Raw genomic sequence first — 26,848 nt, 5'->3', positions numbered from 1 at the left:
GAATTAGAGTGCCAATCCAGTAAGGAGGGATTCTGCAATGGCTAAGAAAATGCCGGATATCGGCGAATATAAATATGGTTTTAGAGATAAAGACGTATCCATTTTCAGATCTAAGCGTGGTTTGACAAAAGAGATCGTTGAAGAAATTTCACGCATAAAGAGTGAACCAGAGTGGATGCTTGAATTCCGTTTGAAGTCATTAGAGCAGTTCTACAAAATGCCGATGCCGCAATGGGGCGGAGACATGAAGGACTTAAATTTTGATGATATTACGTATTACGTTAAGCCATCTGAAAAATCCGAGAAATCTTGGGATGAAGTACCTGCTGAAATCAAGGCTACTTTTGACAAGCTTGGAATTCCAGAAGCTGAACAAAAATATCTTGCAGGTGTATCTGCACAATATGAATCTGAAGTTGTTTATCACAACATGAAAGAAGACCTTTCTGATTTAGGGATTCTTTTCACAGATACAGATACAGCTTTAAAAGAGCACGAAGAGATCTTCCGTGAGCATTTCGGAACGATTATTCCGCCATCTGATAATAAGTTCTCAGCACTAAACTCTGCAGTATGGTCTGGTGGATCTTTCATTTACGTACCTAAAGGCGTAAAATGTGATACTCCGCTTCAAGCATACTTCCGAATCAACTCTGAAAACATGGGTCAGTTCGAGCGTACGCTTATCATTGCAGATGAAGACAGCTCAGTACACTACGTAGAAGGTTGTACAGCGCCAGTTTATTCGACAAACTCACTTCATAGTGCAGTAGTTGAAATAATCGTTAAAAAGAACGCTTATTGCCGTTACACGACGATTCAAAACTGGGCGAACAACATCTACAACCTAGTTACAAAGCGTGCTGTAGCTGAAGAGAACGCAACGATGGAATGGGTTGATGGAAACATCGGATCTCGTCTAACGATGAAATATCCAGCTGTTATCATGAAAGGCCGTGGTGCGAAAGGTACTATTCTATCGATCGCAATCGCTGGTAAAGGACAGCATCAGGATGCAGGGGCAAAAGTATTGCACCTTGCACCAGACTGTTCGTCTACAATCGTATCGAAGTCGATCTCTAAGCATGGCGGTAAAGTAACTTACCGTGGTATTGCTCACTTCGGACGTAAATCTGACGGATCTAAATCAAACATTAAGTGTGACACGCTTATCATGGATAACCAATCCACATCAGATACGATTCCGTACAACGAGATTTTAAACAACAACATTACGCTTGAGCACGAAGCAACTGTATCTAAGGTTTCAGAAGATCAGTTATTCTACCTCATGAGCCGTGGTGTTTCTGAACAGGAAGCAACAGAAATGATCGTAATGGGCTTCATCGAGCCTTTTACAAAAGAGCTTCCAATGGAATATGCAGTTGAAATGAACCGTCTTATCAAGTTCGAGATGGAAGGTTCAATCGGATAAAGTCTGAAAAGCCTTGGTATATAAGGAATATACCAAGGCTTTTTTGTGTGTAAATTAGTGTCGTGCCCCAATTTGAAATCTTTTTTTGCTTTTTAAGTTTAAAAAATCTTCTTATTCAACAATGCCAGTAATAGAAGGTCAATAGATAAGCCTAAAAAAGTTTAAAACGATATGTTGCAATAAAAATGAACAAACTAAATAAGCTTCAAACTTGAATTTTAATTTATTGTAATTAAAGGAATTTATTAGTTTGGTTTATTTATACTTTAAATGCATTTTTACGATGTAATGATGCATAAATTCAATGGATAAGCTTGTATGCACAAGCAATAATAGCCGCTTTATGTGGTTTTCCTTCTTCGCGCTTTTTAAGTTCTTAGTTTTGGATTGCGATTTCTCCTCTTTTGTTTTAGCCGGCAGTCCCTTATCCTAACTGATAGTTTCATAGCTTCGCTTTTTATACGGGATCACGGTCCCAACCAGCCTCAAACTTGTTTCTACAAGTAGGTGGTGAACAGTATTACGGACGGGATCTTGGTCCCACGGGCCAGACCCTTGAAGCACAGTTGAAGTACTTATGACCAATATCTGAAAACTCACCTTTCATTGCAATCGTTCTAAAAAAAGGGGATTAAAAACCACAAGTTGTGGTCTTTTTATTTGCAATGATCCAGTGCATAAAGGAAATAAAGGAGTACAATCTGGAAAAAGGTGAATAATATTCCTGTGTTGTAAAGGATTTTAGCCGAACTGTTTTATAGTAAGGAATCAAGAATAATACCTATTTAAAGGTGAGATGATGAAAAAATTTGTTGAGTATGTTTTTTTAACTTTGGGGGCGTCAATTGTTGCTATGGGATTAGAAACGATGTTAGCACCAAACGGGCTAGTAGATGGTGGTGTAACAGCGTTATCAATTATGGCCAATGCTTTATGGGGAATCCCAATTTATGTTGTATTTTTGGGCTTAAATATTCCTATCTTAATTTTTACAGCTAAAGAAGTGGGTAAAACCTTTGTCATAAGAACTCTATATGCAAATATCATTACTACCGTTGGTTTAGTACTATTTAAATCGATTCCTCCTATTACTCAATCTGAAGTATTAATTGTTTTATACGGTGGGGTAATCTTAGGAGTTGGGATAGGAATCGTTGTAAAGTTTGGCGGTGCAATAGATGGCACTGAAATGCTGGCGATTTGGTTTAACAAACACTATCGATTTCCGATTGCCTCATTTTTATTAGTCGTGAATGCTTTCATATTTACGATTGCAGCGCTTGTCTATTCATTGGAACAGGCCATGCTTTCTCTGGCGGTTTTTTATATAGTGACGAAAATGATTAATTATGTTTTAGATGGATTAAATCGTGGGAAATCTGTCATGATCATTTCAGAAAAACCGGATGAAGTTGGAGATAATATTATCAATCATTTAAATATCAGCATCACATTTTTATATGGAGAAGGCGGTTTTTTAGGGGAAAGAAAGAAGGTTATTTATTGTATAACGAACAGGTTTATTTTTTCCAAATTACAAAGTGTCGTTTTAGCAGCAGATCCATCAGCTATTATGGAGGCATCCTATGTTTGTGAAACATCTGGTATAGATAGGTCGCTTATATTACCGAAAGCCCCCCCTTCTAACAATAAATCGTAATATTTGCTTACATTAGTTAGCATCCTATTTGATACTAGAGATTAGAAAGTTTGTATATTATATATGAATAAAGGAGGTTATGACGTTGTCATTAAAAGGAAAAAGAGTGGTTGTTTTAGGAGGTACATCTGGTATTGGTTTAGCGGCTGCTAAGGCGTTTCTCGATGAATCCGCTCAAGTCATTATTGCTAGCCGTTCTGCTTCAAAATTATCTGACGCAAAAATGAAGCTTGGTGGTAACGTAGAGGGCTATGAAATCGACTTTCGCAGCGAGGAAAAGGTTGCAGACTTTTTCAAGAAGGTTGGGAAATTTGATCACCTGGTGGTTACTGCAGGTGAAGGCGCTATGGGTCACTTTAGCGAACTGCCTGTTGCAACCGTAAGAGAGGCTTTTGATAGTAAGTTCTGGGGCCAGTATATTTCGGTTCGTGCTGCTCTTCCATACTTAAATAATGAAAGTTCTATTACATTAACTTCTGGTGTATATGGTGTTCGTCCTCCTCAAGGTGCAACGACTCTAGCTTCCATTAATTCAGCAATCGATGGATTAGTACGAGGACTTTCGGTAGACCTGGCACCTATTAGAGTAAACGTGGTATCACCTGGTATCGTTGACACTCCTCTTTACGGCGGAATGCCAGAAGATCAAAGACAAGATATGTACCAGGGGATTGCTAAGCAATTACCTGTCGGACGTGTTGCTCAACCTAAAGATATTGCTGAAACCTATGTTTACCTAGTGAAAAATGGGTTTACAACTGGCTCATCGATACTTATCGATGGAGGAGCTCATCTGATCTAATCCATTTGATATCAAAGTCGATTGATAAATTGGTTTAGAATAGAAGTGGTAAGGATGACTCAAAGTGTCAGACACTTATAGGCCATCCTCACTTCTTTGTTTTTTAGCACAGACGTAAGCAGAAATGGCCATAAAATGAAACAAAGAAGGATTTCTTTGGTTGTGGAAATTCTAAATTTATGCGTACTTTATTCGAAGAGACGTTAACATTCTACTTCTATGATACCCAAATACATAAAAGAAAGGGTCAGCCTAATGGATGAAAAGAAAAGAGCGGAAATTAAATATGCATTAGCCAAACACGTGGTAACCCTGCCTGACGGCACTTCTTTACCTAGTTTAGGACAAGGAACATGGTACATGGGGGAAAATCCCCAAGTGAGAGACAAAGAAATAAAAGCCTTGCAGCTTGGCTTAGAATTGGGTATGAAACTTATTGACACTGCTGAAATGTACGGAAATGGCGACTCTGAACGCTTAGTTGGCGAAGCCATTAAAGGACGCAGAAATGAAGTCTATTTAGTCTCAAAAGTGTATCCCCATCATGCAGGTTTAGATAAGATTTCAAAAGCATGTGAAAATAGCTTAAAACGACTCGGAACAGACCACTTGGACTTATATCTTCTCCACTGGAGAGGACGTGTTCCTTTAGAGGAAACAATTGAAGGAATGGAAAAACTACGTGAAGAAGGGAAAATTTTAAGATGGGGCGTCTCTAATTTTGACACGGTTGATATGGAAGAGCTATGGAAAACTAAGAATGGAAAAAATTGTGTGACGAACCAAGTGCTATACCATTTAGGTTCAAGAGGAATCGACTTCGATCTCTTACCATGGCAGCATGAACATAACATGCCAATCATGGCCTACAGTCCCCTTGCTCAAGGAGGCTCATTAAGAAGACAGCTTTTAAACGATCCAACCATTCATGATATTGCTGACAAATACAATGTCCAACCATTACAAATCGCTCTTGCTTGGACCATCCGTTCGAATAACGTCATCGCTATTCCAAAAGCGGTTCAAGAGGAACATGTTTTAGCAAATGCTGAAGCAGCAACAATTGAGTTTACTGAAGAAGATCTCAATAGAATTGATCAAGTATTTCCTAAACCTACTAGAAAAATGCCATTGGATATTATTTGAAAATTCACTTTTAAAAAGGACTCTTGTTGGAGTTGCTGACAATCTAATAGGATTTTAGAAAAACTGTGTAGAATTTATTCCATACAGTTTTTTTCTCTTTATTTTATTGGCAAAAAAGACCCGATTTTTTGTATTTATCAAATTGAACTTTTACGAACGGTTTATACATTCCAATTTTATATTAAGGCCTTTAATGAATTCTGTCGATGATTCCTCATCTCATCCCAAATGAAAGGGACTTTTTTACAGCACCCTCTGTAATAGTAAACTTGTTAGGCAAAAGCATATTTGAATATAAATTTCACCATAATATAGATAACCATGAATGGCTCTTAATGATGAGGTGATTATATGTCCTTCAAACAACAGTTCTTAAATAAAATTTTAATTAAAATCAAGGATGAAGGGGTAGGAATAGGGGAGGAATAAGATTTATTTAACATATTATGTGGGAAAACTATCCTATACTGACTTTGAGGAGTGAGAGGATGTTCGTAAAAGGGAACATTATTGCAGGTGAATTTGATTCGACTATCAATGAATTTTCCTTACAGAAAGTTAAGAATTTCGAAACAGAGTCGGTCCTTAATGAAAACCAGTTAAATAATATCTATCATTATTTAATAAAACATCAGCATGAAGAGGATGGACAAATTATTACTTTATACGATCAAATGCTTGTACGCTTAGCACAGAATGAAGTTAACCAGTTAATTGTTGATTTAGAGAAAGTAATGTCCTTGTATCACTGATACATATAAGAGTATTTTGTACGAACTAAAGAAGCAGACCCAACTGGATCTGCTTCGTTTTATGATGGATTTGTTGACCATAATCCAGCTGTTTTAACGAATACTCTTGGATTAAATTTCAAACTAGCCACGACTAATTCTGCAAGGTCTTCTGGGTGCATCACATTTTCTTCATTGCCTTTAACAAGATTTGAATCAATGGCTAAATCTGTAACGACTGTACTTGGTGTTAAAGCAGTAACACGGACATTATGTTTTCTTACTTCTAGCATAAGTGATTCTGTTAGCCCTAAAACAGCGAATTTAGAAGCACTATATGCACTTGTAACAGGAGCACCTTTTTGGCCAGCAGATGAAGAGATATTGATGATATCTCCTGATTTTCTTTCGATCATTCCTGGTAATACTGCTCTTGTTACATTATACACACCCATTAAATTGACTTGGATGATTTTTTTCCATTCTTCTGGTGTTAGATCAAGGAACCCTCCAAATTTAGCAACACCAGCATTGTTGATTAAGATATCAATTGGGCCTAAGTCTGATTTGATATGCTCAACAGCATGGGTAACGGATTCAAGGTCGGTCACATCTGCTGTTGCTGCAGAAACCTTTACATCAAATTGTGCTAGTTCAGCAGTTACCTTTTCTAGATTGGACATATTTAAGCCGATTAGGCCTAAATGAACGCCTTCTTTTGCTAAGGCAATAGCAGTAGCACGTCCAATGCCTCTTCCTGCGCCAGTAACTATTGCAGTTTTTCCATTTAAAGAAATCATTTTATCACTCCTAAAATTATTACAAATTGAAGTAGTTCATTCTAACAGAAAGACCACAATCTTGCATTGAAACAGCTTGCGGTCTTTCATATTTAGAACTCGAGGAATAATATGTTTATTTTGTTGGCGTGTCTACCGTACATTTTATTGATTTCCAAACCTTTTTTCTCCATGAACCGAAGAATCACAGCGTCGTAAAATAGTAAAAGTGTTTGCTCAAATAATGAGCACATTGGTTGAATCGTCTTCAAATCACTTTCCGACTGGTATTTTTGATTCAAGAATCCCATTAACTAATATTTCAGCTTCATCATTCGAAATTAAATCTACGGAGCGATTTAACTCTTTTATGATTTCAGCAAGTATTGAGTTGTATTCATGATCTGAATTACCCTTGATTAATCATTTGTTGCATTTTGGCAGCAACAGCCTTTTTATCAGCTTGTCCAGTAATTCCGCCACCAACAATGACAAGGTCTGGTTGTACTTTGATGACTTCTGGAAGTGTGTCTAACTTAATACCACCTGCGATTGCAGTTTTGGCATTTTTTACAACACCTTTGATGGTTTGTAAATCTTCAAAAGAGTTCTTTCCAACTGCTTGAAGATCGTAGCCAGTATGAACACAAATATAATCAACGCCCATAGCGTCCACTTCTTTTGCACGTCCAGCAAGGTCATTTACAGCAATCATATCAACAAGGATTTTTTTACCTTGTTTTTTCGCTTCTTCAACAGCACCTTTGATTGACATATCTTCAGCAGTTCCAAGAATTGTGACGATATCTGCACCTGCTTCAGAAGCTTTCATTACTTCATAACCAGCTGCATCCATGATTTTTAGGTCTGCTAATACCTTTAAGTTAGGGAATGCTTTTTTAACTGCTTTTACAGCATGAAGACCTTCATTGATTACAACCGGTGTACCGATTTCAACGATATCAATGTGCTCCTCCACTTCTTTAACTAACTCAATTGCTTCTGGGATATTTACTAAATCTAATGCTAATTGTAATTTCATTTATATTCACTCCTATAATTTTTTTATTGTTATACACTGATAAAGTCTCCAAAGTGTAATAATACTTTTTCAGTAATATAATCCTTTAAGCTTTATCTGTGCCTGCGATCAATAAGGAATATCATGTCCTCTCGCTGAACAATTGCAAGTATACAACGTATGATTCAACATTAAAAGTACGCACTTTTATTTTACATAGTGTTAAAAAGTATACTATAAGACAAACTGCTTATAATATTAACTTTAGAAGAAACAATGCACTATTCCGCATGGTCTATTTTCTGTATAAGTTGCTTGATAATTGCCCAATTGTCATTGTTGATGTTGTTTATAAAAATCTCTTATTAATAAAGACATTTCTAGCTCGGGGATTGAATAATAAATTTTTGATTATATTCTTTTAACAGTAGGAGCGGCTATTGTAGCAATGGGGTTAGAAATGATATTAGCGCCAAGATGATGGGGTAACTGCCTTATCAATTATGCAAATGCCATGTGGGACTTACCAATATTTGCACTTCTTTTAGGTTTAAATATCCCTATCTTACCCTTTACAGCTAAAGAAGTCGGAAAAACATTTGTGATTAGAACATTGTATGCAAACATCATTACTTCTTTTAGATTATTTCTTTTTGAATCCATGCCTGTTATTACACAATCGGATGGGTTAATTGTAATTTACGGCGGAGTAATTTTAGGTGTAGGGGTAGGAATTGTTGTAATTTGTGAAAGGATAGTCACAGAATTGAATATGAGTATTACCTATTTATATGGTGAAGGTGGATTTTTAAGTAAAAAGTAGAAAATAATCTATTGTACAAACCAATCCATTTATTTATTCGAAATTAAAAAGGCTCTTCTTCTTGATGCAGATAATTTTCTAATTCGTAAGCAACGCGTTATTCCTGGAACAGGAACATTGAACGATAAAAGTGAATAGATGAATAACAGAAAGCAGACGAAACAATCCGTCTGCTTTTCTAACTCTATTGTAATGCAAACTCCCTTACTGCTTCCTCAGGAATCGCTCCTGTTACTCGGTCAATTTCGTTGCCATCTTTAAATAAAATCATCGTGGGAATACTCATTACTCCAAATTGTTTAGGAAGATTAGGTGATTCATCAACATCCACGCTGTAAAAATCAATTTGATTTAAATCCTCTGAGACACTGCTTACAACTGGACCCAGTTGTTTACAGCCTGGTCACCAATCTGCTGTGAATTTTAAGACAACGGGTTTTTCTGAATTTTTAACTGTTGTATCAAAATCTTTTTCATTTAAGTTCTTTAACAAATATAAAACCTCCTTGCTTCAAACTATTTTTTTATTATTTCCTGAAGCTAAAAAAATAAACATGAATTAGTCTTAATCGTATTTTATTAAAAAATATTTTAAAGGAAGCCTGAAGTAGAACCGACATGGGAAGATACTTCGAAATTCATAGTTTTGACCTATTTTAGCTGAGTAATTTCTGCCAATATTTCATAGGAATGGAGGCGGGCCTTATGATCGTAAACCTGGGCGATTGCCATGATTTCATCGGCTTGACTTTCATCCTGAAACTTTTCTAGCTTTTCTTTTACGGTTTGAGGACTGCCGACAATCGAAGTTCCTAATTGATTCTCAAGGGCAGCTATTTCATAGTCGCTCGCTATATCATTAATATTATCCACTGGCGGCTGCAATGGGACTTCCTTCCCGCGCATCAAATTCAAGAACTGCTGCTGCAATGTTGTAGCGAGCCGCTCAGCTTCTTGATCTGTGTCGGCCGCAATGATGTTTAGCCCTACCATTGCATGCGGCTTGTCCAGTACTTTAGAAGGCTTAAACGAACGGCGATACAGCTGGATAGCCGGCAGTGTGTTATGTGGCGAGAAATGGCTCGCAAATGCAAACGGCAGTCCAAGCTCTCCTGCCAGCTGGGCACTGTATCCGCTTGAACCTAACAGCCAAATAGGTATATTTAATCCCTCACCCGGAATTGCTTTAACATGACTATATCCTTGTGCCAGGGAAGGGTCGAAGTAATTCCGGAGCTCAGCCAGCTGCTCAGGGAAATCTTCTCCTGAACTTCTCAAGTCACGTCTTAATGCACGTGCGGTAAGTTGATCAGTGCCTGGAGCACGGCCCAAGCCAAGATCAATACGTCCTGGGTATAATGATTCCAAAGTACCAAATTGCTCAGCAATAACAAGAGGTGCATGATTTGGCAGCATAATGCCGCCTGAACCTACCCGGATTTTTGATGTACCTGCTGCAACATGGGAAATGACTACCGATGTGGCAGAGCTGGCGATAAATGGCATATTATGATGCTCAGCGAGCCAATATCGGTTATACCCCAGGTTTTCAACAAGCCGGGCCAGCTCCAAAGTATTGCGAAAAGAATCTGCCGGCGTACTTCTATCTGCAATTGGAGAGAGATCCAAGACCGAGAATGGAATATCTGTAATTTGTTTTGTATCATTTTTAGGCATATGCTCATCTTCTTTCTTTAAAAATTTCGTTTCAATCCTATAAAAGAAATTACAGGTTGTTTTCTTTGTCATCTTTTACTGCTTCAATCTAAATCACATTAATATAACCCGTTAAATATCTGCAGAAAATACATCCTTCATTAGACTAGACACTGTTTAATTTACTGCAGCCTGAGCCAAAATTTCATAAAATCGCTCAGCCGCGAAAAGATGAAAATAATAGTAAGCAGCATTGCGCCATTCAATACGGATTTTTTCCATGACAGAGGCTGCTCGTCCAACTAGAATCGGGGTGACTAAACTCGCCATTCCTGCCCAAATATGATGTTCAGCAAGCCAAAACGTTTTTATCTCCATGCTCTGATTTCTTTGCGTAGATCAAGCATGTTTTGAAGGGAAAGTTCTTTTTTCTTTGTCATAATTCTTCTTGCTTATACAATTGAATTTTTAAAGCTGGCCTGTACCTTTATGGGTTGGAAAGCAGGGTAAAACAAATTCTCCAAGTTCCTGGATTACTTCCTCTGGAGAGCGCTTGGAAAAATACAGAACAAAAGCCAAATGGTTAACACCAATCGCTTGAAATTGATGAAGTAGGTCAACTAAACGGTTTCTTCCCACGGAATAACCTAAAGGTATGGGGACAGGTATTTCATCGGGATTTTCCGATAAATCGATGAATAAACTTTGAGAGAAGGGTTTAAAATCTCCTGGAGCATGAACTTCAGTTAAAGCACGATAATCCTGGATAATCTGCTCCTGTTGAATAATGCTTCTTGGGTATTGAATCCACCCATCCCCATTCCTGGCTATCCAATTGATAGACTGATTGCCAAATCCAGTCATCATGGTCGGAATGGAAGATACGGGCTTTGGAATTAACCTCATATCTGTACCATCGATCAGCCCGGTGTGGCTGTGGATTGTCGGCTGATCCTCTTTTAAAAGCCGGTCGAGAATTTCGAAATTTTCTTTAAATAACAGACCGCTTTCTTGCTTGGATATCCCCAAAGCTGTAAAGTCTTTTTCCCTGTCCCCGGATCCCACTCCCATAATCAATCGACCTGGAAACAATTGATCGATTGATGCAGCTTCCTTGGCTACCCTGACGGGGTGGCGCAAAGGGAGAACTACACTTCCTGTCACTAACGCAATGTGCTTCGTATAGGCAGCAAGATACGTCAAATAAATCCATAAATCGTACTTTTGGCCGTTATCATCAATATTCAAATTCTGCATCGTAATATCACGGAGCCATAATGAAGCAAAGCCATATTCCTCAATTTTACGGGCAAGCTCCAGCTGATTCTCCATAATCGGATTTTTAGACATCCTGGCAGTCGGGAGGACAAATCCGAGTGTCATTTTGTCTTTCTGGTACATGCTGCTATAAGCACGGTGATTTTGAAAACTCACTGTTGGTCCTCCTTAAAAGGTTATATTTTTAAGCCTATATACTTTTCAAACTGTTTAATCGTTTTTTCATTGCGTCGATAATAAGTCCATTGTCCGATTCGTTTCATTTCCACCAGCTCGCTTTGCAATAGGATAGACAAGTACTGGGAGGTAGTGGACTGTGATAGTCCTACTTTGCTGCAAATATCACTAACACAAACCCCGCCATCAAAGCCTTTACCTTTGATGACATGGGCCTGCGGGGAAAAATTATTATCTGGTTCTTTCAACATTTGCAGAATATTTACTCTTATTTGATTTGACAGAGCCTTGAAAATATCAACCGCCTGTTCGTCATTTATCATATTTGATTCCCGATTCAACGGTACCCGCCCCTTTCTGATTTTATTAAAAGCTATTTTGCTTGGAATGCGTATAAACTAATCGAACAAAAGGATATTGATAATTTGCGATATCTCTATATTATTTTCCTTTATACCCAAAATCAAATTTTATGCTTTAGACAGACTAGGAAACGGCTTTTAAGGAACTACACAAATTAGCTTAGAGGTTATGTTTTTCGGTGTCATCCAAAAACACGTTTTGATTTCAAACAGATGTCATTGATCATAGATGAAGCTTCTAAATTAGGAGATAAATCTTCGGAAGTATTGCTATATGCCACTTATCCTACTCTTATAACCAAATCTAAACATTTTAAAAGTATAACAGAAACTAATATAGACAGGGGTCCTACCAGTAATATTGGTGATAACCCAAATAAGGCTCATAATGTGAGTGATGGCTAAATTATTGGCTGTGCTCTACCAATATTGATCTCAATCCGGCCAAAGAAGGGACTGAATTAGTGGCTATTTTTTATTTCCTGTATGGGCTGTGTTATTTGTAATGCATTAAAGACCGCAATTCATAAAAGAAATGAATGCGGTCTTTATGATGTTTCCATATTTTATAAAGTGTACTATTCGAGATTGGCATGTTTGCCGTACATTTTAGTAGAGTCTAAGCCTTTTTTTTCCATGAAACGCAAGATCAATGCATCATAAAATAATAACATCGTTTGCTCAAAAAGTGACCCCATTGGCTGTATGGTCTTATATTCACTATCAGATTGATCTTTCGGTGATCCAGGCAATTTAATGATAATATCAGCTATTTTTCCAATCGTGGAGTCAGGGGAAATCGTTACAGCTGCGACCGTCCCACCTAAACTTTTTGCTTTTTCAGCGATTGAAACTAAGGTTTTCGTTTCACCTGAACCTGAACCGATGATCAACAAATCATCTTTTTCTAAATTTGCTGTTACAGTTTCACCGACTACATAAGCATCGATCCCCATGTGCATCATTCTCATCACGAAAGATTTGCCCATAAATCCAGATCTGCCCGCACCTGCAACAAAGATTTTTTTAGATTCCAGAATCTTATTAACCAACTTCTCTGCTTCTTCGTCAGAGATTAAGTCGACTGTACGACTTAATTCTTGAACGACTTCAGCTAAATATTGAGTAGTTTTCATAGTTATAATTAACCTTTTTTAATCAATTCTTGCATTTTTGCTGCAACTGCTTTTTTATCGTCTTTGCTTGTGATACCGCCACCTACGATGATAAGATCTGGTTGTACTTTAATCACATCTGGAAGTGTTTCTAATTTGATTCCGCCTGCAATAGCCGTTTTCGCATTTTTTACAACGCTCTTAATGGTTGCAAGGTCTTCGAAAGAATTTTTTCCTACAGCTTGAAGATCATAACCTGTGTGAACGCAGATATAATCTACTCCAAGTTCATCCAGTTTTTTCGCACGACCTTCAATGTCTTTAACTGCGATCATATCAGCAAGGATTTGTTTACCTTGTTTTTTTGCTTCTTCTACAGCACCTTTAATGGACTCGTCCTCAGCTGTACCAAGAATGGTGATGATGTCAGCGCCTGCTGCAGATGCTTGGCTAACTTCATATCCAGCTGCATCCATGATTTTAAGATCAGCTAATACAGTTAAGTTAGGGAAGGCAGCTTTCATTTCCTTTACTGCTTTAAGGCCTTCATTAATCACAACCGGCGTGCCTATTTCTACAACATCTATATGATTTTCCACTTCTTTCACCAATTCAATGGCTCCTGGAATATCTACAAGATCTAATGCTAATTGTAATTTCATATATTACTCGCTCCTTATATAATCTTATAATTGTGCTTATATAGTTTTAGTTTGCACGGTGTTATTGTATCCGATTGATAGCTATTTACTAACGGAACGATACTCAGTATACTGGGTATGTTGATAAATTAAAAGTATGCACTTTTTTATCATATAGTAACAAAAAGTATACTATGGGACATAATAAGAATTGGAGGTGAAAATAAATGCCGAATCTTGGAGAAAAAGTGTTTAATTGTGAAAAAGAATTGACTCTTTCGATTATTGGCGGAAAATGGAAAATGCTGGTATTGTGGCATCTAGGAAAAGAAGGAACCAAACGTTTTGGTGAACTAAAGGCCCTCATGCCTGGTATCACTCAAAGAATGCTTGTTAATCAATTGCGTGAACTTGAAGACCATTTGATTGTTCATCGTGAAGTCTATCCTGTCGTTCCGCCAAAAGTTGAATATTCACTCACTGAGTATGGAAGAAGTCTGATGCCTATTCTGGCTGCTATGTATGACTGGGGTAAAGATTATATTGAGAATGTATTGGAAAAAGAAACAGAAAAATAATTGTCTATCCAGTAAAAAAAAGAGTTTCTCTTAGGGCTTCGAAAAAGTGTAAACTCTGCACGATATAATGATTTAGTTGCCAACGCAGTAATATTCCAAAATGTATGTGACATAACACTTATTTTGTGGGAACCTTCTAAAGAAGGCTATGTATTTTCAAAAGAAGATATTGTCATGCTTAGCCCATATTTGACTAGGCATATAAAACATGCCGGAGACTTTATGAACTCATTGTTACAGGAGTTGCGGTAGAAGCACTCGAGGTTTTTTATCCTTATTACCGTTGTTTAGAGGAGGGGTATGATGTAACGATTGCTTCTCCTGCAGTCAAGAAGCTGCATACGGTTGTCCATGAATTTATAGAGGGAATGGAGACGTTTGTGGAAAAACCAGCTTATGATCTTAAATCTCATGCCGCATTTACTGATATTAGCCCAGAGGAATTTGATGGCCTGATTATTCCAGGAGGTCGCGCACCTGAATATATTCGTATGAATGAAGCTGTAACACCTATTATCAGTCACTTTTTTCGGGAAAATAAGCCTGTTGGAGCAATTTGTCATGTGGCTCAGTTATTGACTGTTATTCCTGAATTGATGCAATGGCGAGAATATACAGCTTACCCTTCTTGTAGACCTGATGTGTTGGCCTGTGGAGCAAAGTACATCGACGAACAGATACATATACATCAAAACCTTGTATCGGGTCAAGCTTGGCCGGATCTACAGGATTTATGCGGGAATTTCTTAGTTTACTGAAATAGGTGTCCATATTCAATTGAATATGGAGAACAAATTAATAGACGTAATGGGTTTCCTGACCCCAACAGACTTCATACTTTAACCGTAAAGCTTTTGCTCTGCGGTTCTATATTTTATCTAAGTTCACGATAGGCATCTGTATAACTTAATCACTATGCCATTTTAATTTCTTCAAACACTTTACGCTCATCCTAGAAGCTCAATACCTTGACATCCGTTTTTGGTGAAACTAAAATGGTTACATCGAGAGGGTGAAAGATATGAAAAAAATTAGCAGTCGTTTTTCCGTCGCTGTTCACATTCTATCTCTTCTCGCATTAAGCCCATCTCCATGTACATCCGAGTTTATTGCAGAAAGCGTCAAGACAAATCCAGTTATCATTCGTAGGATTATCGGGAAGCTGAAAAAAGCTGGATTAGTCAATGTACGACCTGGAGCTGGAGGGGCATACTTAACGAAAGAGAAGGATGAAATAACGTTGCTTGATGTGTATCGGGCAGTCGAAGTGGTCGAGGAGGATGAACTCTTTCATTTTCATGAGAATCCCAATCCTGAATGTCCAGTAGGTGCTAATATCGAATCTGTATTTCGATCCAAGATGCTTCAAGCCCAAATGGTCTTAGAAAGGGAATTAGCTAACGTTACTCTTGGTCAAATGGTAACGGAAATAAGCAAAAAAACTAGCTCATTAGAGAGCTAATTTTTTCATATGTGTTGTAACCACTTTGGTTATAGTGAAATTTTTTTAAGTTCGTTGTAACCATTTCGGTTATACTACCATCTCTTGAAACCATTTTTTTAAAGAAGGGAAGGATTTACGAATGTCAATCGTTGTAACTGGTGCAACTGGATTATTAGGAAATCTTGTAATTCAACACTTACTAAAAAAAGTGCCTGCCAATCAGATAGTGGCAAGTGTTCGAAATGTAGAAAAAGCTTCCGATTTAGAAAAGCTTGGAGTTGAAGTTCGTCATGGAGATTATATGGATTTTGAATCGATGAAAAAATCCTTTGACGGAGCATCGAAGCTATTATTCATCTCTAGCCCAGACATGGATGATACTCTTCGTGTACGACAGCATGCCAATGTTGTCCAAGCAGCAAGAGATGCAGGTGCCAAACATATAGCTTACACTGGATATGCTTTTGGTGAAGAGTCTAAGATACCGCTAGCACTTGTCCATATGGCTACAGAATATGCCATCCGTACAACAGGCATACCCTTTACTTTCCTGCGTAATGCTCTTTACACAGAGGTATTCGTCAACCCAGGACTTGGTGGTGCCGTAGAGCGAGGAGAACTCGTAACAAATGCTGGAACAGGAGTCCTTAATGCTGTGACTCGGAATGACCTTGCTTTGGCAGCTGCAACAGCTCTGACGGAGGATGGCCATGTAAATAACACCTATAATCTAGTAAATTCAGAGCCTTGGAGCTTCGATAAGCTTGCACAAGTTCTTACTGAAGTCTCAGGTAAAAAGGTTGTTCACCGCCCTGTTTCCTATGATGAAATGAAAGATTATCTTATCAATGTAGGTTTGCCAAAACCAGTGGTTGAAATGTCGGCCGGTATTTATCAAGCAGTTTCTGAAGGGGAGACCTCCAGAACGTCTGAAGATTTGCAAAAACTGATCGGTACACCAACTTCACTAGAAGATTTGGTAAAACAAGCTCTACAAGCTTGATGATTTTTACAAAAAAAAGATCACAGTAGGATTTTGGTTCATTCAAGTGGTCTGTTTTTACTTATATTTTGCTTTAATATGGTTATGTATAAAAAGATATGATGATTGTAATAAAGACTGGTATAGAAAGAGAGATCCCATATGTGATTAAGTATTTTAGATCAATCCCCTGATTTTTATGGCAAAACCGCTCATAATTATAGAGTGTTAAGCCTTTTCACAAAAGGAACACTCAATCCAGGAATGCGGAAATAGCCTCTATAGCCGGCAAAATTTTATTTAAGAGATTGTCATGAAAGAAGGTCATTTTAATGAAACTGAGTGTACTCGATCAATCTGTCATAAGTAATGCACAAAATGCAAATATTGCCCTACAAAATACAGTACGATTGGCTAAAATTACAGAGGAATTGGGATACACTCGATTTTGGGTAGCTGAGCATCATAATTCAAATGGAATCGCGGGTACATCACCAGAGGTGCTGATTTCAAGTATTGCTTCACATACAAATAAGATACGTGTAGGTTCAGGTGGGGTTTTGCTTCCACAATATAGTCCTTTTAAAGTAGCAGAAAATTTCAAGGTTCTCGATGCATTGTATCCAAATAGAATTGACTTGGGAATCGGGCGTTCACCCGGAGGTTCTTCATCGACTCGGTTAGCCCTCACAGACGGATTGCGAAAAAGTATGAATGAATTCCCAAGACAAGTCACTGACCTACAAGGCTTTATTTATGATCAATTACCCGATTCACACCCTTATCATGATGTGATTGCTTATCCTTCTGTTGAAACAAAACTGCAATTATGGCTTTTAGGTGTCACACATCGAGGGGCAAGATTAGCTGCTGAGAAGGGAACAGCTTTTACCTATGGTCATTTTATCAATCCAATTAATGGGAAAAGAACGATGGAAACCTATAGGAATAACTTCCAACCGTCTAGATCTTTAGCTAAACCAAAAACAATCGTGTGTATATTTGTGGTATGTGCTCCAACACAAGAACAAGCAGAAGAAATGGCGCTTAGCCAGGACCTGTGGCTGTTAGCAGTTGAAAAGGGGAGGGATACCCAAATTCCCTCTAAGCGTGAGTCAAAGAGTATATCATTATCAAAAGAAGACCAGGCAAAAGTAATCGAAAATCGGAATCGAATGGTAATCGGAACTCCTGAGAAGGTAAGAGAGGAACTCCTTCGATTAAGTGAATTTTATCAAACAGACGAATTCATGATCCTGACTAATGTCTATGATTTTCAAGACAAGATTCAATCTTACTCCTTACTGGCGGAAGCATTTCTTTAAAGACTTAAAAAGTTTATCTTCTTTCCTTGCAAAACGTTGAATCCATATTAAAAGACTTTATGCTATGGTATATGAGGATATCAAAAAATAAACACCTAATTGTTTGGAGTGAGGACAGTGTTTATACAACAACCATTTGATGAATTCTTAGGTCTTCAATATGAAAGAATTGACGAAAAAAGCGTTAGAGTGGTTTTACCTATTAAACGACTATATTTAAATAGTTTAGGAGTGGTACATGGGGGTATCATATCATCACTCGCTGATGTCGCGATGTGCAATACAATTGATGCTGATGAAAACAATATACAAAAAGTAGTGACAGTAGACCTTAATGTAACCTTTTTAAAAGGCGCAAAAGGGGATTGTTTACTCGCGCATGCACATGTAGTTAAGGAAGGGAGAAACCTTACGCATGCTGATTGTTTAATTTATGATGAGGAGGACCAATTGATTGCAAAAGCTAAGGGAGTGTTTTTCAATAATTCTTAAAACAGCTTAATTACGAACTTACAACAGAACTCTATGAAAAAATAAACCCCTTCAGGACTGACCAAGGTTGGTATTCGGATACATCCGACCTAAAGATAAAGGTTTTGGTTAAAAAAGAAAAAGGGACGATAAACCGCTAAAATACTTGGCGGTTTTTTTGGTTCTTATGTCATTTTCTTATGTGTAAATTGTCTGAATCTGAACATAATAACAAAGATTTATATACATTATCTTATTAGGAGATTGATGTTTATGTTTAGGAAGAGGAAGTGTATAGGGGTAGGAAAACGAATGGAAAACAGCACAGGGAAAGCCCAAAATACTTCTATCACCCTAGAGGTTCTCCGTAAACGCGTAGACAATATGGAAGACGCTGAAGTAATCGAATATCAAACCCAAAACAATAAGATATTTGTATTGATATTTATAGGAACATTGATTGATAAAGCAAGGTTGAATGAAGCTGTAATTGAACCTTTACGGCTCTGCAATTATGAAAATATTTCAGCTTGCATTTCTGTCTCTAAAATTACTGATATTTCAACGTTGGAAGAGGCTGAAAAGAAATTGATGCTGGGAGCCATCCTTCTTTTTGACACCATTGAAAATCAATGGTGTTCCGTCGATCTGAAAGATCCAACGGGACGTGGGATAGAAACTTCTGAAACAGAAACAATCCTTTATGGCGCCAAAGACAGTTTCAGTGAAAACTTAGATCAAAATATTACATTGATCCGTAGAAGGCTACCACTAACAGCCTTAAAATCAGAGAAATTCACGGTAGGATCACTAACTAAAACAAAAATTGTATTAATGTATATTGAGGGTTTAACGAATCCTGATTTCATTTCAATTGCTAGGGAAAAAATCAAGAGTGTCGACTTTGATCAGATTCTTGACTCCTCCCAATTAGCAGCGTTTATGGAAGATCATAATCATAGTGTATTTCCACAATTTCAACATACTGACCGTCCCGATGTGTGTGCATACGCACTAGGTGTAGGCAAACTTACCATTCTAGTGGATAATACACCGTTTGCCCTGAATGCTCCAATCAACTTTTTCCATTTATTCCAATCACCCGAGGATTATATTAATCGCTGGATCGTTGCAAGCTTCTTGCGGATCATAAGATATTTAAGTTTCATGCTCTCCTTGCTGATGATTCCACTATATGTTGCTTTAACGACACATCATTATCAGATGATTCCCTTGCAAATTCTATTCGTCCTTGTGGAAACGAGAAGTCAATTGCCACTAACTCCGTTTTGGGAATCGCTCATTATGTTGGTAACACTTGAGGTCATTAAAGAAGCAAGTCTAAGAATGCCTACGAAATCTGGCCAAACGTTAGGAGTGATCGGTGGTATTGTCGTTGGACAAGCTGCTGTAGAAGCAGGATTCGCTAGTCAAGTTCTGATTGTTTTGGTTGGTATTTCTGCTATTGCTTCGTTTCTTGTGCCGAATTACTTGATGACCAAAGCGACCACATTGATACAGTTTGTGCTATTGATCCTTGCTTCATTTCTTGGAGTAATGGGCATCTTTATGGGCATCATTTTACTTTTTGTCCATTTGAATGCACTTACTTCCTTGAAACAACCATATTTTACCCCTATTTCACCTTTTTATGGGAAAGATTGGCTTGATCTATTTATCCGTGGACCATTGCAATGGATGAAAGCAAGGCCAGAGGCTCTTCATCCTTTACAGAAATGGCGTTATAGCCGAAGGAGATGATACCTTGCCTGATTTTTCATTGTTCGAGAAAACCTCTTCGTATCAGGGTATTTATATGACTTTAATGGTCAATAGGATACAAATGTTATATTTTGCGATCATCATGCCCGTTTTTCTTATATATCCCTATATGATATGGATGATTATCATTGTAGGAATATTATCGCAAATCAGTATATTCATGTTATCGAAATGGTTTAATTCCATGTATGCATCTAAAGGCTACGAAGGTTTTGTAGAAATTTTCGGTGAACGTATGGTACGGTTACTAGCTTTCTTCGGAATCGGTTTCATATTATTAAAAGTAATTGTAATTATACTCGGATATATAGAAGTAGCACAACAATTCATCTTCCCTTCAGTGAATACGAATTGGATGCTTCTGTTCATTTTGCTTATTTGCTGGTATGTTGCTTCACTAGGGATGGCCAATACGATCCGTTTCATCGTCATTGCCTTTTTATGTACAGCTTGGATGCTATTGCTATTATTGAAATTCCCTTTTCAGCCTTTTGCTACTATACATGATCTATTTCCGTTAATACCATATGAATGGACGATGAAATCATGGAAAGGTGTGCTATTCATCTGGTCAGCCTTTTCGGGTCCGGAATATTTGGTTCTACTTGCGCCTTGGTTCAATAAGAGAGAAAAAATCCTGAAATACATGACAATTGGAAATGCATTTACCATTTTTGAATATCTGTATTTATTTATTGCATCTTTGTTTTTTTTCGGATCACATTATCTTGGAGAAAACAAATTACCGGTGATGGAAATGATACGTTACTTGCAGTCTCCAGTGTTTGAGCGAATCGATATAATTTTAATCTCTGTATATTTATTTCACTTTGTATTCGCCATATCAATCTTCCTGCTACTTTTTTATGGTGCAACTCGTATCACTTTTAAGAAATCGAAAGATCAAACGACTCGATTAGGGTTTGCACTATGTTGTGCTATTTTCTTCATTTGTATAATGATGAGTAATGAATTGTTGTGGGAAAAGGCAGCTAATCAAAATATTTTGTTAGAGCTAGAGATATGGGCAGGTGCACTCACTTACTTATTCGTACCATTGATTCTTTTCATCTCTTTAAAGCGAAAGGGCCGTTCCTAGTATGAAACATAAACATACCAAAATACTTTTGGTCATTTTTGTTAATATGATCGTTTTATCTGGCTGTTCACCGATTAAAGAAAAAAATCTGATTGAAGAAATTGCACCTGTGACGTTTTGGTCGATTCAGAAAGGGGAGGATGAGAACTTCCGAATGAGCACTTTAATACCTCCCCTTGTAAAAGAAAAGAAACGCCTTTTGAATGTTCAAGTCGACTTGTTAAAAGAAGGTATGAAGGGTTTCAATTTAAAGTATTATAGAGAATTGAAAGTTGGGCAACTCCGGATGCTGTTGATCAGTGAAGAAATTGCAAAAGAAGGGATCAGTCCATTGATTGATACGATTTTGACAGATCCTGATATTTCTAAACGTTTATATCTAGCCGTTGTCAGAGGGAATTTCGATGAGTACATCAATAATCAACTGAAAATGCAAGAAGACCTAGATTATTATCTCTATCGGATGTTCAAGCATTACGATAATCAGGGGAAGTTGACAATTATAAATTTGCATCAATTCATGAAGACACTTCATTCACCAGCGCATTCTCCCGTAGTGCCTGTATTTGAAGCGAGTGAGGAAAATTTCCAATACCTAGGTACTGGCATATTTAAAAATGACAAATTGATCGAAGCCACGAACAACATGGAAGAGCAAATATACCAGCTTATCGACAACGATCACTTTTTAAAATATTTTGCGATCCGTGACTTATCTATTGTTCTAGGCCATGTGAAAGCCAATGTCCACTTGAATATGGATAACACATATTCTGAACTAAAGCTGAACGTTCAATTGAACGGGCGGCTTGACGAGATTGCCAGGGAACATAAATTGCTCACCCGGGATGAACTTTCAAGATTCGAGTCGGAAATTGAATTGTATTTAGAAAAACAGACTACCAAGTTTTTAAAAAAGCTTCAGAAGAATAATGTTGACCCTTTACAATTAAGAAAGTATACCTTGAGACCTTTCTCAAAACCTCTGAATGGGAGAGAATGGTCCAACAGATGGGAGCGGATGGAGGTCAAAGTCGATTATGACCTTAAAATCCAACCACTAACAGATACCAAAAACTGATTAACCCATCTCTTCCCGTGCAACGGATGAACAGGTGTGGTTAATATACGAAGAGAATGGAGACTTATTACTATTTGAAGATGATGGAGACTATCCTTTTTACTACCTGTTTGGCCAAGTCGAAGCTTTTCTAAAATGGAAGCTGCCAATTTGGAAGAGACATAAGAAGGAATTCAACCTACCACTTTCGATTTTTTTACTAGTTGATAATGAAAATGACGGTAATAGCTTATTTACACATGCAATGACGGCTACTCGAAAGGGTTTACCTTCCCCTTACGCATTCAGGATTTTTAAATGGAGAATCGAGAGACAAGCATGAAGATGCCTGGCCATTAGTGCTCGAACATCTAGACAAATGAATGTTAAGCAGTTCCTGAATTATCCTTGAATTCTATATGTCATTTCAAAGCAATCCAAATCCTTGGGTTCGCTTTTTTGCTTTGAAAAAGTATATAATGCAATCAATAATTACTATTTTATAAAGGAGCCTACAACATGAATGAAGTGATAGAGACTATATTAGCTCACAAATCAATTCGTAAATTTAAAGACAAATCAATAAGTGAAGAAATGATCACGACACTTGTTGAATGTGCACAGGCTGCCTCAACATCAAGCTATCAGCAGGTATGCACCATAATCGGGATTGAAGATCAAGAAAAGAAACAAAAACTTGCAGAGCTTGCAGGCAATCAGTCTTATGTTGCTGACAACGGCTATTTCTTTGTTTTTTGTTTAGATTATAACCGTCATAAGGTTGCTGCTGAAATGCTGGACAAGAATATTAACGATACCATTCAATCAACAGAAGCTTTTATCGTAGGTACAGTTGATGCTTCCCTTGCTGCACAAAATGTGGCGGTTGCAGCTGAATCCCTAGGACTGGGAATCGTATACATAGGCGGAATCCGAAACAATCTTAAAGAAGTCTCCGAATTGCTCGATTGCCCTGAACATGTGCTGCCTCTGTTTGGCATGGCAATAGGATATCCAGATGCCGATCCAGGTAAGAAACCTCGTTTACCTATGCCGGCTTTTTTTCATAAAAACGGGTATAAGAAGAATGAGGAAACGAAAAAACTTTTAATGCAATATGAAAAAGAAACAGCTGAATATTATACGAAGCGCACTGGGGGCAAACGCACGGAAGGTTGGGTGACACAAATCACCACTTCAATGTCATCGCCGAAGCGTGCTTATATGAAAGAATTTGTTCGTGAAAAGGGATTAAATAAAACGTAAAAACTTACAGGCAGGTGAGTTTAAAGAATGATTAAAATAGGTGTAACAGGATGGGGAGATCATGATTCTCTATATCCGGATGGTACTCCTGCTAGAGATAAACTGGCTGTTTACAGCGGTCATTTTCCAGTTGTCGAAGTGGATTCTTCTTTTTATGCGGTTCAGCCTGTAAAAAACTATGAAAAGTGGGTTGCTGCCACTCCGAAAGACTTCTCATTTGTTGTAAAGGCGTATCAAGGAATGACCGGTCATTCAAGAGGGAAACTTCCTTTTGATTCTGTTAAACAAATGTTTGAAGCGTTCCTACAATCAATCCAGCCGGTGATCGCTTCAGGAAAACTGGAGATGGTCCTTTTTCAGTATCCGCCATGGTTTGACTGTAAAAAAGAGAATGTTCAGGTCCTTCGATATGCAAAAGAGATGATGGGTGATGTTCCACTAGCTTTAGAGTTTCGGAATCAGACATGGTTTAGTGAAGAAATGAATGAGAAAACACTCCGGTTCATAGATGAAGAAGGATGGATACACACAGTTTGTGATGAACCGCAGGCTGGGAGCGGATCAATACCGATTGTTATGCACACCACATCCGAGAAAACACTGATTCGCCTGCATGGCAGAAACGTATATGGATGGAACAACTCAGGGCAGCCAAACTGGCGAGAAGTGCGATATTTATACCGTTATAATCAAGCAGAACTGCTGGAGTGGAAAGAGCGTATTCAGACGTTAGCATCCGAGACTAAGAATCTTACAATCTTGTTTAACAACAATTCAGGCGGGGATGCAGCTGATAATGCAAAGGAAATGATCGATCTTTTAAATATACATTACGATTTTCTGGCACCGCGCCAGCTCGATTTATTTTAGTATTCATTTCCTTATATTACAAATTAGTTTCAAAAAGTAATAAATGATTCAATTTACGAAATAGCCTGATATACTATTAAGGTGAATTAAATAACGTGAGCTGGATGAAGAAAGTGGGGATCACCTTGGATTTCAAAAAATTGATTCAGATGATGTACTACTTACAGATTGCCTTTGTCGTCAGTGGCGTTTATTTGCTGTTTATCTACATATTTACCAACAACTCTGAACGGATTCAATTTCTGACACTGGTGTTATGTATTAATTTGGTTTCATTAAAAGTCACCAGAGACCGTTTTAAAACATAAAGAAAACTGCGCGCTCCTGCGCAGTTTTTTATTATTAAAGCATCTTTAAAAGTGCTTTTCTCCCTTGCATACCAACCTCAATACCTTTTTCCCTAGCTTCAAGTGTAATAGATTCTAAAGGTGCATCCAGCAGCTGTTCAATCGTTCTAACTCCTACAGCGCGCCCTGCAATAATTTTACGGTCTGCTAACTTTTCGTTCAATAAGGCTACATCTAAAGCTCCGCACATGATATATCCATTCTCGTTAAAAACAGCCATAAAATTTGTTTTTGGCAAACGAAGGGTGACAGCGGTAAACGGATGTCCTTCTATCAAAATCGGGTTCATCTCTAACATGCTTCCACTCCTTTCTCCTTACTATTTTTATGTGCAAAAAAGGAAAAAGTGTTAGGTATTGACGCTAATTTTAAGGCGAAATAATGAACAAAAAAGATATTTCACCTGAAGATTGGACAGGACTGCCGTCTGTGATACGATAAAAAGAAATGGTGGATTTGTAATGGGTTATTGGAAGAAGTTAATTTCCGTTCCAGGATGCTCGCTTTCCGCGGGGCGTGCGGTGAGCCTCCTGCCGCTTCGCGCCATTAGGAGTCTCCACCTGACCGCTCGTCCCGCAGGAGTCTCGCACCTTGCACTCCAATCAACTAAACAATGAAGCCTAATCCACAAAAGAATGTTCAAGAACAACAATCTATTTAATGAATCTAAGAAAATTAAGGAGGCGATAAAGATGAAACAATACTTGGATTTTCTTCAAGATATTTTACATAATGGCACGAAAAAAGAAGATCGGACAGGCACTGGAACGGTCTCAGTCTTTGGCCGTCAAATGAGATTCGATTTAGAGGAAGGTTTTCCTCTCGTGACAACGAAAAAGCTTCATCTAAAATCAATCATTCATGAACTTTTATGGTTCTTAAAAGGTGATACAAATATCGCCTATCTAAAAGAAAACAAAGTTCGAATCTGGGATGAATGGGCAGATGAAGAGGGAAATTTAGGACCAGTTTATGGCCATCAGTGGCGTTCATGGTCCGCTCCAAACGGTGAAACAATCGATCAAATCTCAAACGTTATTGAAGACATAAAAAATAACCCTGATTCCAGAAGGTTGATTGTATCGGCATGGAATCCTGCAGATGTGCCGAATATGGCTTTGCCACCATGTCATTTGCTGTTTCAGTTTTACGTTGCAGACGGTAAACTTTCATGTCAGTTATACCAGCGCTCTGCTGACAGCTTCCTGGGTGTTCCATTCAATATTGCTTCTTATGCCTTATTAACAATGATGGTTGCTCAGGTGACAGGTTTAAAGCCTGGAGAATTCGTTCATACAATAGGTGATGCTCATATCTACCTGAATCACATTGAGCAGGTTGAGCTACAGCTGACACGTGAGCCTAAGCCATTGCCTAAAATGAAATTGAATCCAGCTGTCACGGATATCTTTGATTTTACCTTTGATGACTTTGAACTCATAGATTATGAAGCGCATCCTCATATTAAAGGTGAGGTGAGTGTATGATTTCTTTTGTCGTAGCGATGGATGAGAACCGGGCAATCGGAAAAGATAATGATTTGCCTTGGTACCTTCCTAATGATTTAAAGCATTTCAAGAAAACAACGATGGGTAAGCCAATCATTATGGGCAGAAAAACATATGAATCGATCGGCAAGCCGCTGCCTGGACGAGAAAATATCGTAGTTACCCGAGATCAAAGTTATGAAGCAGAAGGGACAACGATTGTTCATTCTGTAGATGAAGTTCTTAAAATGAATGCTGAAGAAATATGTGTTATAGGCGGTTCAGAGATCTTCAAGCAGTTCCTTCCTGTTGCAGACCGCTTATATATTACTGAGATTCATCATACGTTTGATGCTGATACTTATTTTCCAAAGCTAAACGATGATGAGTGGAAAGAAGTATCGCGAACAGCTGGTATTATAGATGAGAAAAATAAATACCCGCACGATTTTGTTGTTTACAAAAAAATAAACAGGTAAAACTCGAATGAGCCCCCCTCTTGTCTGCATAC

General features: G+C 37.9%; 28 protein-coding genes and 3 pseudogenes. 20 read left to right on the top strand and 11 right to left on the bottom strand.

Annotation, left to right across the window (positions count from 1 at the left end):
* Positions 1–37: 37 nt before the first annotated feature.
* From sufB to UN64_RS02940, 5 genes are all read left to right on the top strand, one after another.
* Positions 38–1,435 carry a Fe-S cluster assembly protein SufB gene (gene sufB / locus UN64_RS02960; RefSeq protein WP_077359596.1) on the top strand — a complete coding sequence of 466 codons (1,398 nt, stop codon included), beginning with the start codon at positions 38–40 and terminating at the stop codon, positions 1,433–1,435.
* Positions 1,436–2,234: 799 nt separating this feature from the next.
* Positions 2,235–3,095: a YitT family protein gene (locus tag UN64_RS02955; RefSeq protein ID WP_077359595.1), complete on the top strand. Its 861-nt coding sequence runs from the start codon at positions 2,235–2,237 to the stop codon at positions 3,093–3,095.
* Between the two features lie 85 nt (positions 3,096–3,180).
* On the top strand, positions 3,181–3,897 hold the full coding sequence (locus UN64_RS02950; protein ID WP_077359594.1) for an SDR family oxidoreductase: 717 nt from the start codon (positions 3,181–3,183) through the stop codon (positions 3,895–3,897).
* Positions 3,898–4,152: 255 nt separating this feature from the next.
* A complete protein-coding gene (locus UN64_RS02945) occupies positions 4,153–5,043 on the top strand; it encodes an aldo/keto reductase (protein WP_139343005.1) in 891 nt (296 codons plus the stop codon).
* A gap of 488 nt (positions 5,044–5,531) precedes the next feature.
* Positions 5,532–5,795 carry a hypothetical protein gene (locus tag UN64_RS02940; protein WP_077359592.1) on the top strand — a complete coding sequence of 88 codons (264 nt, stop codon included), beginning with the start codon at positions 5,532–5,534 and terminating at the stop codon, positions 5,793–5,795.
* A gap of 59 nt (positions 5,796–5,854) precedes the next feature.
* Here UN64_RS02940 and UN64_RS02935 read toward each other — a convergent pair whose 3' ends face one another.
* From UN64_RS02935 to hxlA (UN64_RS02925), 3 genes and pseudogenes are all read right to left on the bottom strand, one after another.
* Positions 5,855–6,574 carry a 3-ketoacyl-ACP reductase gene (locus tag UN64_RS02935; protein ID WP_077359591.1) on the bottom strand — a complete coding sequence of 240 codons (720 nt, stop codon included), beginning with the start codon at positions 6,572–6,574 and terminating at the stop codon, positions 5,855–5,857.
* A 92-nt stretch (positions 6,575–6,666) separates the two neighbouring features.
* A pseudogene (locus UN64_RS21990) lies at positions 6,667–6,846 on the bottom strand (hypothetical protein); the annotation flags it as partial.
* Positions 6,847–6,962: 116 nt separating this feature from the next.
* Positions 6,963–7,595 carry a 3-hexulose-6-phosphate synthase gene (gene hxlA, locus UN64_RS02925; protein ID WP_077359590.1) on the bottom strand — a complete coding sequence of 211 codons (633 nt, stop codon included), beginning with the start codon at positions 7,593–7,595 and terminating at the stop codon, positions 6,963–6,965.
* Positions 7,596–8,088: 493 nt separating this feature from the next.
* Here hxlA (UN64_RS02925) and UN64_RS21220 point away from each other — a divergent pair, with 493 nt between their 5' ends.
* A complete protein-coding gene (locus UN64_RS21220) occupies positions 8,089–8,397 on the top strand; it encodes a YitT family protein (RefSeq protein ID WP_245801946.1) in 309 nt (102 codons plus the stop codon).
* A gap of 184 nt (positions 8,398–8,581) precedes the next feature.
* On the opposite strand, the pseudogene UN64_RS21215 reads toward UN64_RS21220, so the two are convergent.
* The 7 genes and pseudogenes from UN64_RS21215 to hxlA (UN64_RS02885) form a co-directional block, all read right to left on the bottom strand.
* A pseudogene (locus UN64_RS21215) lies at positions 8,582–8,788 on the bottom strand (thioredoxin family protein); the annotation flags it as partial.
* Between the two features lie 260 nt (positions 8,789–9,048).
* Positions 9,049–10,074: an LLM class flavin-dependent oxidoreductase gene (locus tag UN64_RS02910; RefSeq protein WP_077361099.1), complete on the bottom strand. Its 1,026-nt coding sequence runs from the start codon at positions 10,072–10,074 to the stop codon at positions 9,049–9,051.
* 156 nt (positions 10,075–10,230) lie between these two features.
* Positions 10,231–10,431, bottom strand: a complete 201-nt coding sequence (locus UN64_RS02905) for a hypothetical protein (protein WP_077359588.1) — start codon at positions 10,429–10,431, stop codon at positions 10,231–10,233.
* Positions 10,432–10,521: 90 nt separating this feature from the next.
* Positions 10,522–11,487 (bottom strand): TIGR03571 family LLM class oxidoreductase, encoded by a 966-nt coding sequence (locus UN64_RS02900; protein WP_077359587.1) that lies wholly within the window; start codon positions 11,485–11,487, stop codon positions 10,522–10,524.
* Positions 11,488–11,507: 20 nt separating this feature from the next.
* Positions 11,508–11,831: an ArsR/SmtB family transcription factor gene (locus tag UN64_RS02895; protein WP_077361097.1), complete on the bottom strand. Its 324-nt coding sequence runs from the start codon at positions 11,829–11,831 to the stop codon at positions 11,508–11,510.
* Positions 11,832–12,448: 617 nt separating this feature from the next.
* Entirely contained in the window at positions 12,449–13,006 is a 558-nt protein-coding gene (gene hxlB, locus UN64_RS02890) for a 6-phospho-3-hexuloisomerase (protein WP_077359586.1), read from the bottom strand.
* Between the two features lie 8 nt (positions 13,007–13,014).
* Complete coding sequence (hxlA, locus tag UN64_RS02885) at positions 13,015–13,647, bottom strand: 3-hexulose-6-phosphate synthase (protein WP_077359585.1); 633 nt, start codon at positions 13,645–13,647, stop codon at positions 13,015–13,017.
* 206 nt (positions 13,648–13,853) lie between these two features.
* Between hxlA (UN64_RS02885) and UN64_RS02880 the strand changes: the two genes are divergently transcribed.
* The 12 genes and pseudogenes from UN64_RS02880 (at position 13,854) to UN64_RS02820 (ending at position 24,503) form a co-directional block, all read left to right on the top strand.
* Complete coding sequence (locus UN64_RS02880; protein WP_077359584.1) at positions 13,854–14,204, top strand: winged helix-turn-helix transcriptional regulator; 351 nt, start codon at positions 13,854–13,856, stop codon at positions 14,202–14,204.
* Between the two features lie 60 nt (positions 14,205–14,264).
* Positions 14,265–14,456 (top strand): annotated as a pseudogene (locus UN64_RS02875) (Tn3 family transposase); the annotation flags it as partial.
* Entirely contained in the window at positions 14,435–14,962 is a 528-nt protein-coding gene (locus UN64_RS02870; protein WP_077359583.1) for a DJ-1/PfpI family protein, read from the top strand. The pseudogene UN64_RS02875 and the gene UN64_RS02870, both read left to right, overlap by 22 nt.
* A 263-nt stretch (positions 14,963–15,225) precedes the next feature.
* Complete coding sequence (locus UN64_RS02865) at positions 15,226–15,666, top strand: Rrf2 family transcriptional regulator (RefSeq protein WP_066238972.1); 441 nt, start codon at positions 15,226–15,228, stop codon at positions 15,664–15,666.
* Between the two features lie 121 nt (positions 15,667–15,787).
* Entirely contained in the window at positions 15,788–16,651 is an 864-nt protein-coding gene (locus tag UN64_RS02860; RefSeq protein ID WP_077359582.1) for an SDR family oxidoreductase, read from the top strand.
* 311 nt (positions 16,652–16,962) lie between these two features.
* Complete coding sequence (locus tag UN64_RS02855; protein WP_077359581.1) at positions 16,963–17,955, top strand: LLM class flavin-dependent oxidoreductase; 993 nt, start codon at positions 16,963–16,965, stop codon at positions 17,953–17,955.
* 117 nt (positions 17,956–18,072) lie between these two features.
* Positions 18,073–18,447 carry a PaaI family thioesterase gene (locus UN64_RS02850; protein ID WP_077359580.1) on the top strand — a complete coding sequence of 125 codons (375 nt, stop codon included), beginning with the start codon at positions 18,073–18,075 and terminating at the stop codon, positions 18,445–18,447.
* A 291-nt stretch (positions 18,448–18,738) separates the two neighbouring features.
* Entirely contained in the window at positions 18,739–20,187 is a 1,449-nt protein-coding gene (locus UN64_RS02845) for a spore germination protein (protein WP_245801945.1), read from the top strand.
* A 4-nt stretch (positions 20,188–20,191) separates the two neighbouring features.
* Positions 20,192–21,307, top strand: coding sequence for a GerAB/ArcD/ProY family transporter (locus UN64_RS02840; RefSeq protein ID WP_077359578.1), 1,116 nt, complete (start codon positions 20,192–20,194; stop codon positions 21,305–21,307).
* Position 21,308: 1 nt separating this feature from the next.
* On the top strand, positions 21,309–22,388 hold the full coding sequence (locus UN64_RS02835; protein WP_077359577.1) for a Ger(x)C family spore germination protein: 1,080 nt from the start codon (positions 21,309–21,311) through the stop codon (positions 22,386–22,388).
* A gap of 498 nt (positions 22,389–22,886) precedes the next feature.
* The gene (gene nfsA / locus UN64_RS02825; protein WP_077359575.1) at positions 22,887–23,633 is read left to right on the top strand and encodes an oxygen-insensitive NADPH nitroreductase; all 747 of its coding nucleotides are present in this window, start codon (positions 22,887–22,889) and stop codon (positions 23,631–23,633) included.
* A gap of 27 nt (positions 23,634–23,660) precedes the next feature.
* Positions 23,661–24,503: a DUF72 domain-containing protein gene (locus tag UN64_RS02820; protein ID WP_077359574.1), complete on the top strand. Its 843-nt coding sequence runs from the start codon at positions 23,661–23,663 to the stop codon at positions 24,501–24,503.
* Positions 24,504–24,845: 342 nt separating this feature from the next.
* Here UN64_RS02820 and UN64_RS02815 read toward each other — a convergent pair whose 3' ends face one another.
* Positions 24,846–25,148 (bottom strand): YunC family protein, encoded by a 303-nt coding sequence (locus tag UN64_RS02815; RefSeq protein ID WP_066292272.1) that lies wholly within the window; start codon positions 25,146–25,148, stop codon positions 24,846–24,848.
* A gap of 394 nt (positions 25,149–25,542) precedes the next feature.
* Here UN64_RS02815 and UN64_RS02810 point away from each other — a divergent pair, with 394 nt between their 5' ends.
* Together UN64_RS02810 and UN64_RS02805 are read left to right on the top strand one after the other, a co-directional pair.
* Positions 25,543–26,337 (top strand): thymidylate synthase, encoded by a 795-nt coding sequence (locus tag UN64_RS02810; RefSeq protein ID WP_077359573.1) that lies wholly within the window; start codon positions 25,543–25,545, stop codon positions 26,335–26,337.
* Complete coding sequence (locus tag UN64_RS02805; RefSeq protein WP_077359572.1) at positions 26,334–26,816, top strand: dihydrofolate reductase; 483 nt, start codon at positions 26,334–26,336, stop codon at positions 26,814–26,816. The genes UN64_RS02810 and UN64_RS02805 overlap by 4 nt, the downstream gene beginning before the upstream one ends.
* The last annotated feature ends 32 nt before the right edge of the window (positions 26,817–26,848 follow it).

Source organism: Fictibacillus arsenicus, from assembly GCF_001999465.1.
GTDB classification, from domain to species: domain Bacteria; phylum Bacillota; class Bacilli; order Bacillales; family Fictibacillaceae; genus Fictibacillus; species Fictibacillus arsenicus.
Note: the sequence above shows the minus strand (reverse complement) of the source record. Positions and strands in the feature narration are given on the sequence as shown.

Excerpts from the sequence above, each read along its gene's own strand:
- sufB (WP_077359596.1), top strand. The coding sequence starts at position 38 with ATGGCTAAGAAAATGCCGGATATCGGCGAATATAAATATGGTTTTAGA.
- UN64_RS02905 (WP_077359588.1), bottom strand. The coding sequence starts at position 10,431 with ATGGAGATAAAAACGTTTTGGCTTGCTGAACATCATATTTGGGCAGGA.
- UN64_RS02935 (WP_077359591.1), bottom strand. The coding sequence starts at position 6,574 with ATGATTTCTTTAAATGGAAAAACTGCAATAGTTACTGGCGCAGGAAGA.
- hxlA (WP_077359590.1), bottom strand. The coding sequence starts at position 7,595 with ATGAAATTACAATTAGCATTAGATTTAGTAAATATCCCAGAAGCAATT.
- UN64_RS02855 (WP_077359581.1), top strand. The coding sequence starts at position 16,963 with ATGAAACTGAGTGTACTCGATCAATCTGTCATAAGTAATGCACAAAAT.
- UN64_RS21220 (WP_245801946.1), top strand. The coding sequence starts at position 8,089 with ATGTGGGACTTACCAATATTTGCACTTCTTTTAGGTTTAAATATCCCT.
- hxlA (WP_077359585.1), bottom strand. The coding sequence starts at position 13,647 with ATGAAATTACAATTAGCATTAGATCTTGTAGATATTCCAGGAGCCATT.
- UN64_RS02805 (WP_077359572.1), top strand. The coding sequence starts at position 26,334 with ATGATTTCTTTTGTCGTAGCGATGGATGAGAACCGGGCAATCGGAAAA.
- UN64_RS02820 (WP_077359574.1), top strand. The coding sequence starts at position 23,661 with ATGATTAAAATAGGTGTAACAGGATGGGGAGATCATGATTCTCTATAT.
- UN64_RS02810 (WP_077359573.1), top strand. The coding sequence starts at position 25,543 with ATGAAACAATACTTGGATTTTCTTCAAGATATTTTACATAATGGCACG.
- UN64_RS02835 (WP_077359577.1), top strand. The coding sequence starts at position 21,309 with ATGAAACATAAACATACCAAAATACTTTTGGTCATTTTTGTTAATATG.
- UN64_RS02815 (WP_066292272.1), bottom strand. The coding sequence starts at position 25,148 with ATGTTAGAGATGAACCCGATTTTGATAGAAGGACATCCGTTTACCGCT.
- UN64_RS02845 (WP_245801945.1), top strand. The coding sequence starts at position 18,739 with ATGGAAAACAGCACAGGGAAAGCCCAAAATACTTCTATCACCCTAGAG.
- UN64_RS02945 (WP_139343005.1), top strand. The coding sequence starts at position 4,153 with ATGGATGAAAAGAAAAGAGCGGAAATTAAATATGCATTAGCCAAACAC.
- hxlB (WP_077359586.1), bottom strand. The coding sequence starts at position 13,006 with ATGAAAACTACTCAATATTTAGCTGAAGTCGTTCAAGAATTAAGTCGT.
- UN64_RS02910 (WP_077361099.1), bottom strand. The coding sequence starts at position 10,074 with ATGCCTAAAAATGATACAAAACAAATTACAGATATTCCATTCTCGGTC.
- UN64_RS02860 (WP_077359582.1), top strand. The coding sequence starts at position 15,788 with ATGTCAATCGTTGTAACTGGTGCAACTGGATTATTAGGAAATCTTGTA.
- UN64_RS02880 (WP_077359584.1), top strand. The coding sequence starts at position 13,854 with ATGCCGAATCTTGGAGAAAAAGTGTTTAATTGTGAAAAAGAATTGACT.
- UN64_RS02940 (WP_077359592.1), top strand. The coding sequence starts at position 5,532 with ATGTTCGTAAAAGGGAACATTATTGCAGGTGAATTTGATTCGACTATC.
- UN64_RS02955 (WP_077359595.1), top strand. The coding sequence starts at position 2,235 with ATGAAAAAATTTGTTGAGTATGTTTTTTTAACTTTGGGGGCGTCAATT.
- UN64_RS02865 (WP_066238972.1), top strand. The coding sequence starts at position 15,226 with ATGAAAAAAATTAGCAGTCGTTTTTCCGTCGCTGTTCACATTCTATCT.
- nfsA (WP_077359575.1), top strand. The coding sequence starts at position 22,887 with ATGAATGAAGTGATAGAGACTATATTAGCTCACAAATCAATTCGTAAA.
- UN64_RS02895 (WP_077361097.1), bottom strand. The coding sequence starts at position 11,831 with ATGATAAATGACGAACAGGCGGTTGATATTTTCAAGGCTCTGTCAAAT.